Annotated in this window: 14 protein-coding genes and 1 pseudogene; 10 read left to right on the top strand and 5 right to left on the bottom strand. The window is 60.4% G+C overall.

Annotated elements, in window-relative coordinates:
- Positions 1 to 94: 94 nt before the first annotated feature.
- Complete coding sequence (locus PMI32_RS20960) at positions 95 to 424, bottom strand: EscU/YscU/HrcU family type III secretion system export apparatus switch protein (protein WP_008026830.1); 330 nt, start codon at positions 422 to 424, stop codon at positions 95 to 97.
- On the bottom strand, positions 421 to 1,995 hold the full coding sequence (gene fliK, locus PMI32_RS20965; RefSeq protein ID WP_008026827.1) for a flagellar hook-length control protein FliK: 1,575 nt from the start codon (positions 1,993 to 1,995) through the stop codon (positions 421 to 423). Before fliK ends, PMI32_RS20960 begins: the two co-directional genes overlap by 4 nt.
- 196 nt (positions 1,996 to 2,191) lie before the next feature.
- Between fliK and ccmA the strand changes: the two genes are divergently transcribed.
- From ccmA to PMI32_RS21015, 10 genes are all read left to right on the top strand, one after another.
- Positions 2,192 to 2,827, top strand: coding sequence for a cytochrome c biogenesis heme-transporting ATPase CcmA (gene ccmA / locus PMI32_RS20970; RefSeq protein WP_008026825.1), 636 nt, complete (start codon positions 2,192 to 2,194; stop codon positions 2,825 to 2,827).
- On the top strand, positions 2,824 to 3,492 hold the full coding sequence (gene ccmB, locus PMI32_RS20975; RefSeq protein ID WP_008026823.1) for a heme exporter protein CcmB: 669 nt from the start codon (positions 2,824 to 2,826) through the stop codon (positions 3,490 to 3,492). The genes ccmA and ccmB overlap by 4 nt, the downstream gene beginning before the upstream one ends.
- Positions 3,493 to 3,570: 78 nt before the next feature.
- The gene (locus tag PMI32_RS20980; RefSeq protein ID WP_008026821.1) at positions 3,571 to 4,326 is read left to right on the top strand and encodes a heme ABC transporter permease; all 756 of its coding nucleotides are present in this window, start codon (positions 3,571 to 3,573) and stop codon (positions 4,324 to 4,326) included.
- On the top strand, positions 4,323 to 4,499 hold the full coding sequence (gene ccmD, locus PMI32_RS20985) for a heme exporter protein CcmD (protein WP_008026820.1): 177 nt from the start codon (positions 4,323 to 4,325) through the stop codon (positions 4,497 to 4,499). The genes PMI32_RS20980 and ccmD overlap by 4 nt, the downstream gene beginning before the upstream one ends.
- A complete protein-coding gene (gene ccmE, locus PMI32_RS20990) occupies positions 4,496 to 4,951 on the top strand; it encodes a cytochrome c maturation protein CcmE (protein ID WP_008026817.1) in 456 nt (151 codons plus the stop codon). Before ccmD ends, ccmE begins: the two co-directional genes overlap by 4 nt.
- A 3-nt stretch (positions 4,952 to 4,954) precedes the next feature.
- Positions 4,955 to 6,943, top strand: a complete 1,989-nt coding sequence (locus PMI32_RS20995; protein WP_008026815.1) for a heme lyase CcmF/NrfE family subunit — start codon at positions 4,955 to 4,957, stop codon at positions 6,941 to 6,943.
- Positions 6,940 to 7,476, top strand: a complete 537-nt coding sequence (locus PMI32_RS21000) for a DsbE family thiol:disulfide interchange protein (RefSeq protein ID WP_008026814.1) — start codon at positions 6,940 to 6,942, stop codon at positions 7,474 to 7,476. Before PMI32_RS20995 ends, PMI32_RS21000 begins: the two co-directional genes overlap by 4 nt.
- Complete coding sequence (locus tag PMI32_RS21005) at positions 7,473 to 7,946, top strand: cytochrome c-type biogenesis protein (RefSeq protein WP_008026812.1); 474 nt, start codon at positions 7,473 to 7,475, stop codon at positions 7,944 to 7,946. Before PMI32_RS21000 ends, PMI32_RS21005 begins: the two co-directional genes overlap by 4 nt.
- Entirely contained in the window at positions 7,939 to 9,141 is a 1,203-nt protein-coding gene (ccmI, locus tag PMI32_RS21010; protein ID WP_008026809.1) for a c-type cytochrome biogenesis protein CcmI, read from the top strand. Before PMI32_RS21005 ends, ccmI begins: the two co-directional genes overlap by 8 nt.
- Before the next feature lie 14 nt (positions 9,142 to 9,155).
- Complete coding sequence (locus tag PMI32_RS21015; RefSeq protein ID WP_008026806.1) at positions 9,156 to 9,560, top strand: hypothetical protein; 405 nt, start codon at positions 9,156 to 9,158, stop codon at positions 9,558 to 9,560.
- Positions 9,561 to 9,616: 56 nt separating this feature from the next.
- Here PMI32_RS21015 and PMI32_RS0128735 read toward each other — a convergent pair.
- The 3 genes and pseudogenes from PMI32_RS0128735 to PMI32_RS21025 form a co-directional block, all read right to left on the bottom strand.
- A pseudogene (locus PMI32_RS0128735) lies at positions 9,617 to 10,192 on the bottom strand (PIN domain-containing protein).
- Positions 10,189 to 10,656 (bottom strand): helix-turn-helix domain-containing protein, encoded by a 468-nt coding sequence (locus tag PMI32_RS21020; protein WP_008026802.1) that lies wholly within the window; start codon positions 10,654 to 10,656, stop codon positions 10,189 to 10,191. The pseudogene PMI32_RS0128735 and the gene PMI32_RS21020 overlap by 4 nt, the downstream one beginning before the upstream one ends.
- A gap of 81 nt (positions 10,657 to 10,737) precedes the next feature.
- Positions 10,738 to 11,625 carry a LysR family transcriptional regulator gene (locus PMI32_RS21025; protein ID WP_008026801.1) on the bottom strand — a complete coding sequence of 296 codons (888 nt, stop codon included), beginning with the start codon at positions 11,623 to 11,625 and terminating at the stop codon, positions 10,738 to 10,740.
- Positions 11,626 to 11,639 lie beyond the last annotated feature (14 nt).

Here is an 11,639-nt window from a genome sequence, read left to right as displayed (position 1 = left end):
AAGCCGGCTCCTACAGGTCAGTGGTGTTCACAGGTTCGTGCTACACACAAAAAACTGTAGGAGCCGGCTTGCTGGCGATGGCGTCTTCGAATCCTCAGTAATCATCCCCGCGATCGGTGATGTCCTTCTCGATCATCGGCGCGCTCGGGTCATGCCCCGCCGGAAACTTGCCTTTCAGATTCCAGGCAAACGCAATGATCTCGGCGATCGTGCGATACAACTCCTCCGGAATACTGTCCCCAAGCTCCATCCTTGCCAGCAATTTCACCAGCTCGGCGTTTTCGTAGATCGGTACTTCATAATCGCGGGCAATCTTGAGGATTTCTTCCGCCAGTTCTTCGTCGCCCTTGGCCGTGAGGGTAGGGGCGTGGGTACCGTCGTACTTGAGGGCGATGGCCTGGCGTGGAGTATCGGGATTTCTCATGCGGTTTCGTCGACCCAGCGTTGTTCCAGACGGGTTTGAGGACCTTGCGGCGGTGTGCCAAGGTGGCAATCGAGATCGCCGACATTCAGGCCAGATGCCAGCAAGCGTTCGCGCAGCCCGACAAGATTGCTCTCGATCAGACTCGCGGTGTACGGCCGCTCGGCCCATAGCTGGCTGGACAGACTGCCGTTGATCAACTGCGCCTGAATCTGCAGCGGCCCCAACGGCTCCATGTCGAACGCCAACTCGACGCGCCACAGTTGTTGCTTGGGCTCGCGTTCGTCACGGCGTTCATTGGCTTGTTCTTTCTCCGGTGCTTCCTCGCGCTGGAACTTGACCTGCAACGGCACGATGTCCTGCATGTTGCGCATCGGGATTTCCAGCTGCCAGGTGCTCATCAGCCGGCCGTCGTTCGTGACGCCGGTTTGCTCCAGGCTCGACAGTTGATGGCTTTGTAGGCGTGAAACCGCCGCTGCCGCCAGACGCAGCAAGTGCTCCAGATCACCTTCGCCGTCCGCGCTCTGCAGAAAGCGTTCCGGCAGAGGAAAACTGGTTGGCTGCGGTTTGGCGCTGACCTGGCCGAGCATGCCGAGGGCGCTGCGCACGAAGCTCGGCATAGCCTGGGCCAGCGTGTTGGCAGCGATGATCGCATTGAGATTGGTGTTGGCCGGCAACCCCGGTGTCAGTTGCGCGATCAACTTCAGCAAATCACCTTTCATGTCCGGTGCCAGCGTCGGATTCGTCCCGGCGAGCAGTTTCGCCTCGAGGAACAGCCCGCTATTGGCCAGCGCCTGGGCCAGGCCTTTTGGCGTGCTGAGTTGCTGCACGTCCGGCAGGCCGGCGAGCAACTTGTCCACGGCAACACGCAGGTCGCTGGACGTCTGATTCGAGGCTGGCAGGTTTTGCAGCAGTTTCAGTAATCCGTCCAGCGAGCCCTGGCGACTCTGTTGGCTGACCAGTTGTTGGGTGACTGCCAGTTGTTCCTGGCGGCTGCTCAACGGGACGAATTTCAGGGTCTGGGTGTCTTGCACCAGCGCGCTCAGCAAGGTGCCGATACGCAGCGGCGTCGGGCTGTCGATGTTCAGGGTGCTGCCGCTCAGCGCCGTGTTGAGCAGGCTCACCATCGAACGAAACACCGTCGGCTGGCCCGGCACTTGTGGCAGCACCTGGGAGGTCAGCACTTTGCCTTGCAGCAGGGTGCCCACCGGCAGTTGTGTGGTGTCGATGCGGGTGAGGGTGGCGACGCTGGAGGCAATGGCTTGTTGCACCGTCACGGCGAGGTTGCCGGCCGATGGCTGGGTAATTGCCAGGTTCGTGCCCTGTGGCAGCGGTTGGCTGCTGGTGGCCTGAACCGTGGTCTGGCGGCCGTTTTCAAGGGTGACCTTGAGCAGCAGTTGAAAGGACTGATCCGCCTGCTTCAGCGACAGCACTTCGGCTTTGGCGGTCTGCCCGGCGGTAATCAGGCCCTCCATCGGCGTCAGCAGCTTGAGCAGTTCGCCACTCACCACCTGCGGTCGCGACGTCGCGGGCGTGGTCGGTGGTAGCGGGAGGATGTTCATTTCGCCTGTCATACGCGGTCACAACCTGAGGAAATTGCCCTCTTTAGAGTGGGGCATGGCATGTATAATGCCGCCCGTCTTTCACAGAGTGGCGAAAACATTGCATTTGTTTGACGCAGCTCTCTAGAACAGGCCGCCAATGCATCTATGCTGCATCTCTTTAGCGGCCGTTCCTCCGCCGACTTGAACCGTAAAGGCCCGTGATCTCTTGACCAGTCCTGTCCTGCAAACCGTTGCCCTTGCTTGTGAGCGAGACCTTCGACTGCTCTTCGAAAATCTCGAATTGAGACTGGCCAGTGGCGAAATGTTGCAAATCAGCGGCCCCAACGGCAGTGGCAAAACCAGCCTTTTGCGTTTGCTTTCGGGGCTGATGCAACCGACCGCCGGTCAAGTGCTGCTCAATGGCCAGCCGCTGAACGAACAACGCAGCGAACTGGCGCGCAATCTGCTGTGGATCGGTCATGCCGCTGGCATCAAGGATTTGCTGACCCCCGAAGAAAACCTCAGCTGGCTCTGCGCGCTGCATCAACCGGCCTCCCATGAAGCCATTTGGGCAGCGCTTGCTGCTGTCGGACTGCGCGGTTTCGAAGATGTTCCGTGCCACACCCTGTCCGCCGGTCAGCAGCGCCGCGTGGCTCTGGCGCGGTTGTATCTGGACAGCCCGCCGCTGTGGATCCTCGACGAGCCGTTCACTGCGCTCGACAAGCAAGGCGTGGCGCAACTCGAAGAACACCTGGCCGCGCACTGTGAGCGCGGCGGCATGGTGGTACTGACCACGCACCACACGCTGAGTCGAATGCCGACCGGCTATCGCGACATTGATCTGGGGAATTGGGCCGTATGAGTGTTTTCGGCCTGTTGGTCGCCCGTGAGGCTCGCTTGTTGTTCCGTCGTCCGGCGGAGTTGGCCAATCCGTTGGTGTTCTTCGCGATCGTGGTTTCGCTGTTCCCGTTGGCGGTCGGACCCGAGTCTCAATTGTTGCAAACCTTGTCTCCGGGACTGGTCTGGGTGGCAGCCCTTTTATCGGTTTTGCTCTCGCTGGACGGGCTTTTCCGCAGTGATTTCGAAGATGGTTCCCTTGAGCAGTGGGTCCTTTCGCCGCACCCCCTGCCTCTTCTGGTTTTGGCCAAGGTACTGGCACACTGGGCCTTCTCTGGTCTGGCACTGGTTTTGCTCGCTCCACTGCTGGCGTTGATGCTCGGTTTGCCCACCGCCTGTCTGCCCGTGTTGCTGCTTTCCCTGTTGCTGGGTACACCGGTGCTGAGCCTGCTCGGTGCGGTGGGCGCGGCCCTGACGGTAGGCTTGAAGCGGGGCGGCTTGTTGCTGGCCCTGCTGATTCTGCCGTTGTACATCCCGGTGTTGATTCTCGGCAGTGGCGCCTTGCAGGCGGCATTGCAGGGCATGCCGGCGATCGGTTATCTCCTGTGGCTTGGTAGCCTGACCGCCCTGGCGATAACCCTGACACCTTTTGCAATAGCTGCTGGCCTGAAGATCAGCGTCGGCGAATAATGAGGTCTGGTTAAATTTTAACCAGTAAAGACCCTAGGCTGCTTGTGATAACGAGCAGCAACCGTGATGGAAACAGTAATGAACTGGACCTGGTTTCATAAGCTCGGCTCACCCAAATGGTTTTATGGCATCAGCGGCAAACTGCTGCCGTGGCTGAGCATCGGAGCGTTGCTGCTGATCAGCATTGGTGTCGTTTGGGGCCTGGCCTTCGCGCCGCCGGACTACCAGCAAGGCAACAGCTTTCGCATCATCTATATCCACGTTCCCGCCGCCATGCTGGCGCAGTCCGTCTACGTGATGCTGGCGGTGTGCGGCATCGTCGGGCTGGTGTGGAAAATGAAACTGGCCGACGTCGCCCTGCAATGCGCGGCGCCCATCGGCGCCTGGATGACCGCCGTGGCGCTGGTCACCGGCGCGATCTGGGGCAAACCGACCTGGGGTTCGTGGTGGGTCTGGGATGCACGACTTACGTCCATGTTGATTCTGCTGTTTCTGTACTTCGGTCTCATTGCGCTGGGCAACGCCATCAGCAATCGTGACAGCGCGGCCAAGGCCTGCGCGGTGCTGGCGATTGTCGGCGTGATCAACATCCCGATCATCAAATACTCGGTGGAGTGGTGGAACACCCTGCACCAGGGCGCGACCTTCACCCTCACCGAAAAACCGGCGATGCCGGTCGAAATGTGGCTGCCATTGCTGCTGACGGTGCTGGGTTTCTACTGTTTCTTCGGCGCGGTTTTGCTGCTGCGCATGCGCCTTGAAGTGCTCAAGCGCGAGGCCCGCGCCAGTTGGGTTAAAGCCGAAGTGCAGAACAGCCTGGAGGCCGCTAGATGACTTTTGCTTCATTCGGCGACTTCCTCGCCATGGGCCATCACGGCCTGTATGTCTGGTCAGCCTACGGCATCAGCCTGGCAGTGCTGGCCCTCAACGTGGCGGCGCCGATCCTGGCCCGCAAGCGGTATCTGCAACAAGAGGCGCGTCGTCTGCGCCGGGAGAACGGCAAGTGAATCCGCTGCGCAAAAAGCGTCTTATCATCATTCTCGCGATCCTGGTCGGTGTCGGCGCTGCCGTCGGTCTGGCCCTGAGCGCCCTGCAGCAGAACATCAATCTGTTTTACACCCCGACGCAAATCGCCAACGGCGAAGCGCCGCAAGACACGCGTATCCGTGCGGGCGGCATGGTCGAGAAGGGGTCGCTGCAACGTTCCGGTGATTCGCTGGATGTGAAATTCATCGTCACCGACTTCAACAAGTCCGTGACCATCAGTTACCGCGGCATCCTCCCGGACCTGTTCCGCGAAGGGCAGGGCATCGTTGCGCTGGGCAAACTGAACGCCGATGGCGTGGTGGTGGCTGACGAAGTGCTGGCCAAGCACGATGAGAAGTACATGCCGCCGGAAGTGACCAAGGCTTTGAAAGACAGTGGTCAATCTGCTCCAACGCCCGCGAAGGAGGGTTGATCGATGACGTCTGGAATCTTTATTCCTGAACTCGGCCATCTGGCCATGATTCTGGCGCTGTGTTTCGCGCTGGTTCAGGCCGTGGTGCCGTTGCTCGGCGCCTGGCGCGGTGATCGTTTGTGGATGAGCCTGGCCCAGCCGGCCGCCTGGGGGCAGTTCGCGTTTCTGCTGTTCGCTTTCGGTTGCCTGACCTACGCGTTCATGGCCGACGACTTCTCCGTCGCCTACGTCGCCAGCAACTCCAACAGCGCCTTGCCGTGGTACTACAAGTTCAGTGCAGTGTGGGGCGCGCACGAAGGTTCGTTGCTGTTGTGGGCATTGATCCTCGGCGGCTGGACCTTCGCCGTGTCGGTGTTCTCCCGGCAGTTGCCGCAAGTGATGCTGGCGCGGGTGCTGGCGGTGATGGGCATGATCAGCACCGGTTTCCTGATGTTCCTGATCCTTACCTCCAACCCGTTCGCACGGATCCTGCCGCAGATTCCGGCGGACGGTCGTGACCTCAACCCGCTGCTGCAAGACATCGGCCTGATCGTTCACCCGCCGATGCTGTACATGGGCTACGTCGGTTTCTCCGTGGCCTTCGCGTTCGCCATCGCGGCATTGCTTGGCGGTCGACTTGATGCAGCGTGGGCGCGTTGGTCGCGTCCATGGACCATCGTCGCCTGGGCCTTCCTCGGCATCGGCATCACCCTCGGTTCGTGGTGGGCTTACTACGAACTCGGCTGGGGCGGCTGGTGGTTCTGGGACCCGGTGGAAAACGCCTCCTTCATGCCTTGGCTGGTGGGCACTGCGTTGATCCACTCGTTGGCGGTCACGGAAAAACGTGGCGTGTTCAAGAGCTGGACCGTGTTGCTGGCCATCGCTGCGTTCTCGTTGAGCTTGCTGGGTACGTTCCTGGTGCGTTCCGGCGTGCTGACCTCGGTTCACGCCTTTGCCTCCGATCCCGAGCGCGGCGTGTTCATCCTGATTTTCCTGCTGTTCGTGGTCGGCGGCTCGCTGACGCTGTTTGCCCTGCGTGCGCCTGTGGTGAAGAGCCATGTCGGCTTCAACCTCTGGTCTCGCGAAACCTTGCTGCTGGGCAACAATCTGGTGCTGGTGGTAGCGGCGTCGATGATCTTGCTGGGAACCTTGTACCCGCTGATTCTCGATGCAATGACCGGCGCCAAGCTGTCGGTCGGCCCGCCGTACTTCAACGCGCTGTTCATTCCGTTGATGGCGTTGCTGATGGTGGTGATGGCGGTTGGCATGCTGGTGCGCTGGAAAGATACCCCGGTCAAATGGCTGATGAGCATGCTGACCCCGGTGTTGCTCGGCAGCGCCGCGCTGGCCGTGGTGGCTGGTGTCGCTTATGGCGATTTCAACTGGGCCGTGATCGCGACGTTCATGCTGGCCGCCTGGGTGTTGCTGGCCGGTATCCGCGACATTTTCGACAAGACCCGCCACAAAGGCCTGATCAAAGGCCTGCCGACCCTGACTCGCAGCTATTGGGGCATGCAGCTTGCGCATTTGGGTATCGCCGTGTGCGCGCTCGGTGTCGTGCTGTCGAGCCAGAACAGCGCCGAACGTGACCTGCGCCTGGCCCCGGGCGAGTCCATGGACCTGGGCGGTTACCAGTTCGTGTTCGAAGGCGCCAAGCACTTTGAAGGCCCGAACTTCACCTCCGACAAAGGCACCGTGCGGGTGATCCGCGACGGCAAGGAAATCAGTGTGTTGCACCCGGAAAAACGCCTGTACACCGTGCAGAACTCGGTGATGACCGAAGCCGGGATCGACGCCGGGTTCACCCGCGACCTCTATGTCGCACTCGGCGAGCCGTTGGGTGAAGGCGCCTGGGCCGTGCGCGTGCACGTCAAACCGTTCGTGCGCTGGATCTGGTTCGGCGGTCTGCTGACCGGTTTGGGCGGGCTGCTGGCGGCGCTGGATCGTCGTTATCGGGTCAAGGTGAAAAGCCGCGTGCGTGAAGCATTGGGCATGACGGGAGCGACTGCATGAGACGTTGGTTGATGCTGTTGCCGCTGGCGATTTTTCTGGTGGTGGCTGTTTTCCTTTATCGCGGGCTCTATCTGGACCCGGCCGAGCTGCCTTCGGCAATGATCGGCAAGCCGTTCCCGGAGTTTTCCCTGCCCGCGGTGCAGGGCGACAAGAGCCTGACCAAGGCAGATATTCTCGGTAAACCGGCGCTGGTCAACGTGTGGGGCACCTGGTGCATTTCCTGCCGGGTCGAGCACCCGGTGTTGAACAAACTGGCCGAGAAGGGCGTGGTGATCTACGGCATCAACTACAAGGACATCAATGCGGATGCCTTGAAGTGGCTGGTGGAGTTCCACAACCCGTATCAACTGGACATCCGTGACGACGAAGGCACGCTGGGCCTGAACCTCGGCGTATACGGCGCTCCGGAAACCTTCTTCATCGACGCCAAGGGCATCATCCGCGACAAATTCGTCGGCGTGATCGACGAGCAGGTCTGGCGCGAAAAACTGGCGGCCAAGTATCAGGCGCTGGTGGATGAGGCCAAGCCATGAAGCGCTGGATAGCTGCCGCCGTTTTGGGCTTGAGCATGGCCGGCGTGGCGCACGCGGCCATCGACACCTATGAGTTCGCCAAAGAAGGTGATCGCGAGCGTTTTCGCGAGCTGACCAAAGAGCTGCGTTGCCCCAAGTGCCAGAATCAGGACATCGCCGATTCCAACGCACCGATCGCCGCCGACCTGCGCAAAGAGATTTTCCGCATGCTGGGCGAGGGCAAGGACAATCAGCAGATCATCGATTTCATGGTCGATCGCTACGGTGATTTCGTCCGCTACAAACCCGCACTCAACGCCAAGACTGCCTTGCTCTGGTTCGGCCCCGCCGGCCTGCTGCTGGGCGGTTTTGTGATCATCGCCGTGATCGTCCGCCGCCGTCGCGTCCAACGCGCTGATGCCAAGGATGAGCTTTCTGCCGAGGAGCGCGAGCGCCTCGATCAACTGTTGGATAAAACCAAGAATGATTGATTTCTGGCTCGCTGCAGGTCTGCTGCTTCTGGTTGCCCTGAGTTTTCTGTTGATCCCCGTTTTGCGTGGCCGCCGCGCCCAGCTGGAAGAGGATCGTACTGCCCTGAACGTCGCGCTGTATCAAGAGCGCGTGGCTGAGTTGCAAACCGAGCAGGAAGAGGGCGTGCTCAACGCTGCGCAACTGGAAACCGGTCGCGCCGAAGCTGCTCGTGAGTTGCTCGCCGACACCGAAGGCGCCGATGCACCGCGCGCGGCACGTCTGGGCAAACCGTTGCCATTGCTGGCGGCGATTCTGGTGCCGGTGTTGGGGCTTGGGCTCTACCTGCATTTCGGCGCCAGCGACAAGGTCGAACTGACCCGCGAATTCTCCCAGGCACCGCAGTCGATGGAAGAGATGACCCGCCGTCTGGAACGCGCCGTCGCCGCTCAACCGGATTCGGCCGAAGGCCTGTACTTCCTGGGTCGCACATACATGGCGCAGGATCGTCCCGCCGACGCGGCGAAGATCTTCGAGCGCACGGTGAACCTGGCCGGTCGTCAGCCGGAACTGCTCGGCCAATGGGCGCAAGCCCAGTACTTCGCCGATGGCAAGAAGTGGTCGGACAAGGTTCAGGCCCTGACCGACGAAGCGCTGAAAGCCGATCCGAAGGAAGTCACCAGCCTTGGCCTGCTCGGTATCGCTGCGTTTGAAAGCGCGCATTATCAGGACGCCATCGATTACTGGAATCGCCTGTTGGTGCAACTGCCACCGGAAGACGGCTCCCGCGCCGCGCTGCAAGGCGGTATTGCCCGGGCTACCGAGAAACTCGAAGCCAGCGGCGGCAAGGTTGCCCAGGTACCTGCGGCCAAGGTTGCGGCGCTGCTCAAGGTCAGCGTCGATCTGGCGCCAGAGCTCAAGGCCAAGGTTCAGCCGGGTGACAGCGTGTTCATTTTCGCCCGCGCCACCTCGGGGCCTCCCGCACCATTGGCCGCCAAACGCCTGACCGTGGCTGACTTGCCGGCGACCGTCGAACTGGGCGATGCCGATGCAATGATGCCGCAGTTGAAACTGTCGAACTTTCCTGAAGTCCAACTGGTTGCGCGCATCTCACGTGCAGGCCAGCCGACTGCAGGCGAATGGATCGGTCGCAGCCAGCCTCTGGCCAGCAGCACCACCGCGGCGCAAAAACTGATCATCGACAGCCCAGACAAATAACAGGAACCACCGCCATGACCGCCATTGCTCGTATTACCCTGCTCAGTCTGGTTTTGGGGTTAAGCGCGTGTGCGGTCCAGCGCCCAGAGCCTACGTCGCTGCCACCGATCCCGCCGTCGCAGCCCCGCCCGACGCCGTCAACGACACCGACGCCAGGCAAGCCAAGTATTCCGGCCAAGCCCGCCAAACCGCTGCCACGCACCTCGGCCAGCTTCGCACCGCCACCGGGCGGTAACAGCCATTGGGATCAGAAACTCGGTGTATATGTGCTTGATGACCAGACCAACACCTTCTACCGCCAGCGCACGTACTACCGCTGGAACAACGGCTGGAGCCGCTCGATCAGCCCGAACGGGCCATGGGAAGACACGGACATCCATGGCGTACCTGGTGGGTTGGGACGGCAATTCGGGCAGTAAATGGAAACGGCGATCTACGGATCGCCGTTTTGTTGTCTGGAGTCTGTGAAGGACGTTCAGAGAATGGCGCGGTACTCGGTCAATGCCTTGCTCGATTGAACCAGGCCCTGACGCAGCAGAAGTTCAAGGTAACTATCGACATCCATCGGCGGCAGCTTCAGTTGCTTGCGCTGCCGTTGTGCCGCCTCGATCACTGCCGCCGGATCGAGATCAAAAAGGTTATCGACGAACTCGTCAGGGTGTTGAGCCTCAATACCGAAGGGGCTCAGGGCGGTGCAGGGGAAATCTTTCTGGTTGAAGGTGACGATGACGCTGGCATTACAGTGAATGGCAACAGCCAGGACATGTCGATCATCGACGTCGGGTAGCGTCAATCCTTCAATAAGCTCTTCGTAACCGGACACGCAAGCGTCGGGTAATGCTTGATCCATCAGTTCGGACGTGCGGTTCAGTTGTCCTGTGGTCAGATCCGGACGGTTTTTGAGCAAATTGCGTTTTCATTCGTTGTGTATCTCCATTGTCCATTTCGCTCTAAAACGTCCGGAGAGTGCAAGCCACATCAAAAAATCTCTCAGGGGCGCGGGGTACAACACACATGCGTCATATACAGCGGTAAAAGAGGAGTGCCTCACTCGTATCCTGTCCTTAACGCTTGTGCCTGCTCGGCGAGCAGCATCATTGCTTGCTCGCTGGCGGTATCGCGCCGGTTTTTATAGTCCATCAAATCGGCAAAGCGCACACGTCGGTGCTTGCCGGTTTTGTGGTAGGACAAGTCGCCGGATTCGAGCAGTTTGATCAGGTGCGGGCGTGAGACGTTAAGCAGATCAGCCGCTTCCTGCGTCGTCAGCTCAGCGTGAACCGGGACTACTTTGACAGCATTGCCCGCAGCGAGCGCTTCCAGGATATCGACTAGCAAACGAAGAGCCGAGGTGGGTAATTCGACGCTGTGAGCCTCATTCTGTTCGTCGAAAATCTGGATGCGCTGTGTTTCGAATTGAGTGGCAAGGTAGGCCGCCAATGCGCGCTGACCTTCAATAGCAGCCTGTACTTCGCGCTCCAGTGGGAGGTTTATCGTCGGATGGAGGGTGGGTGACATGATGGTTCCAGTCTTCTGAACAAGCGAAGCTGGCAGGCTATTCGAAATAATCGAAAATCGCAATAAACGAAACGGATACTATCAAACCCTTTTTACCAACAACCCCTGCACATACTCCACAAACGCCCGAGCCTTGGCGCTGGCCATCCGCCCCGTTGGAAACACCGCCCACAGTTCCTGAATCGGCAGCTTCCACTCCGTCATCACCTCCCTGACCACTCCGCTGGCCAGCTCTGGCGCAAACATCCACGCCGACGCCATGGTCAGCCCTTGATGGGCCAGCACCGCTTCACGCAGACCTTCCGCGGCGCTGACGCGAATCCTGCCGCTGACCGTGACGGTTTGTTCTTCATCCGCCTTTTTGAACGGCCAGTGAGCGCCGCCGGCCAGCGTGTAAATCACCGCCTGATGCTGGCTCAGATCGGCAGGGCAGGCGGGTTCGCCGTGTTGTTCGAAGTACGCCGGCGTACCCAGTAACACACGCCGGCATTCGGCGATCTTGCGCGCGGTGAGGTTCGAATCGCTCAAGGTGCCCATGCGCAGAGCGACGTCGACCCCTTCCTCCACCAGATTGACGTTGCGATCATCCAGCATCAGGTCGATGGTCAATTCAGGGTTTTGCTCGAGAAACGGCCCGAGGTGCGGGACGATGTGCATTCGACCGAAGGTCACGGCAGCGCAGATGCGCAGGTTGCCTGTCAGCCCGTTGGCGGCACCGCGAGCCTCATTGTCAGCTTCATCGGCTTCTTCGATGGCACGCTTGGCGCGTTCGAAAAACGCCAGCCCGGCTTCGGTTGGCGTCAGCCCTCGGGTCGAGCGCAACAGCAGCCGGACCGCGAGCCTCGCTTCCAGCTGTGCGATGGTTTTCGACACGGCGGGCTGGCCGATATTCAGCCGTCGTGCGGCAGCGGAAAACGAACCGGTTTCCACTACGTAGACGAAGGTTTCCATTGCGGCCAAACGGTCCATCTTTAGTCCTTGTG

It is taken from the genome of Pseudomonas sp. GM60 (genome assembly GCF_000282415.1).
Classification (GTDB): domain Bacteria; phylum Pseudomonadota; class Gammaproteobacteria; order Pseudomonadales; family Pseudomonadaceae; genus Aquipseudomonas; species Aquipseudomonas migulae.
Note: the sequence above shows the minus strand (reverse complement) of the source record. Positions and strands in the feature narration are given on the sequence as shown.

Coding starts and splice junctions, on each gene's coding strand:
- PMI32_RS21025 (WP_008026801.1), bottom strand. CDS start 11,625: ATGGACCGTTTGGCCGCAATGGAAACCTTCGTCTACGTAGTGGAAACC.
- ccmD (WP_008026820.1), top strand. CDS start 4,323: ATGACTTTTGCTTCATTCGGCGACTTCCTCGCCATGGGCCATCACGGC.
- PMI32_RS20980 (WP_008026821.1), top strand. CDS start 3,571: ATGAACTGGACCTGGTTTCATAAGCTCGGCTCACCCAAATGGTTTTAT.
- PMI32_RS21015 (WP_008026806.1), top strand. CDS start 9,156: ATGACCGCCATTGCTCGTATTACCCTGCTCAGTCTGGTTTTGGGGTTA.
- PMI32_RS21005 (WP_008026812.1), top strand. CDS start 7,473: ATGAAGCGCTGGATAGCTGCCGCCGTTTTGGGCTTGAGCATGGCCGGC.
- ccmB (WP_008026823.1), top strand. CDS start 2,824: ATGAGTGTTTTCGGCCTGTTGGTCGCCCGTGAGGCTCGCTTGTTGTTC.
- PMI32_RS20995 (WP_008026815.1), top strand. CDS start 4,955: ATGACGTCTGGAATCTTTATTCCTGAACTCGGCCATCTGGCCATGATT.
- PMI32_RS21000 (WP_008026814.1), top strand. CDS start 6,940: ATGAGACGTTGGTTGATGCTGTTGCCGCTGGCGATTTTTCTGGTGGTG.
- PMI32_RS20960 (WP_008026830.1), bottom strand. CDS start 424: ATGAGAAATCCCGATACTCCACGCCAGGCCATCGCCCTCAAGTACGAC.
- ccmI (WP_008026809.1), top strand. CDS start 7,939: ATGATTGATTTCTGGCTCGCTGCAGGTCTGCTGCTTCTGGTTGCCCTG.
- PMI32_RS21020 (WP_008026802.1), bottom strand. CDS start 10,656: ATGTCACCCACCCTCCATCCGACGATAAACCTCCCACTGGAGCGCGAA.
- fliK (WP_008026827.1), bottom strand. CDS start 1,995: ATGACAGGCGAAATGAACATCCTCCCGCTACCACCGACCACGCCCGCG.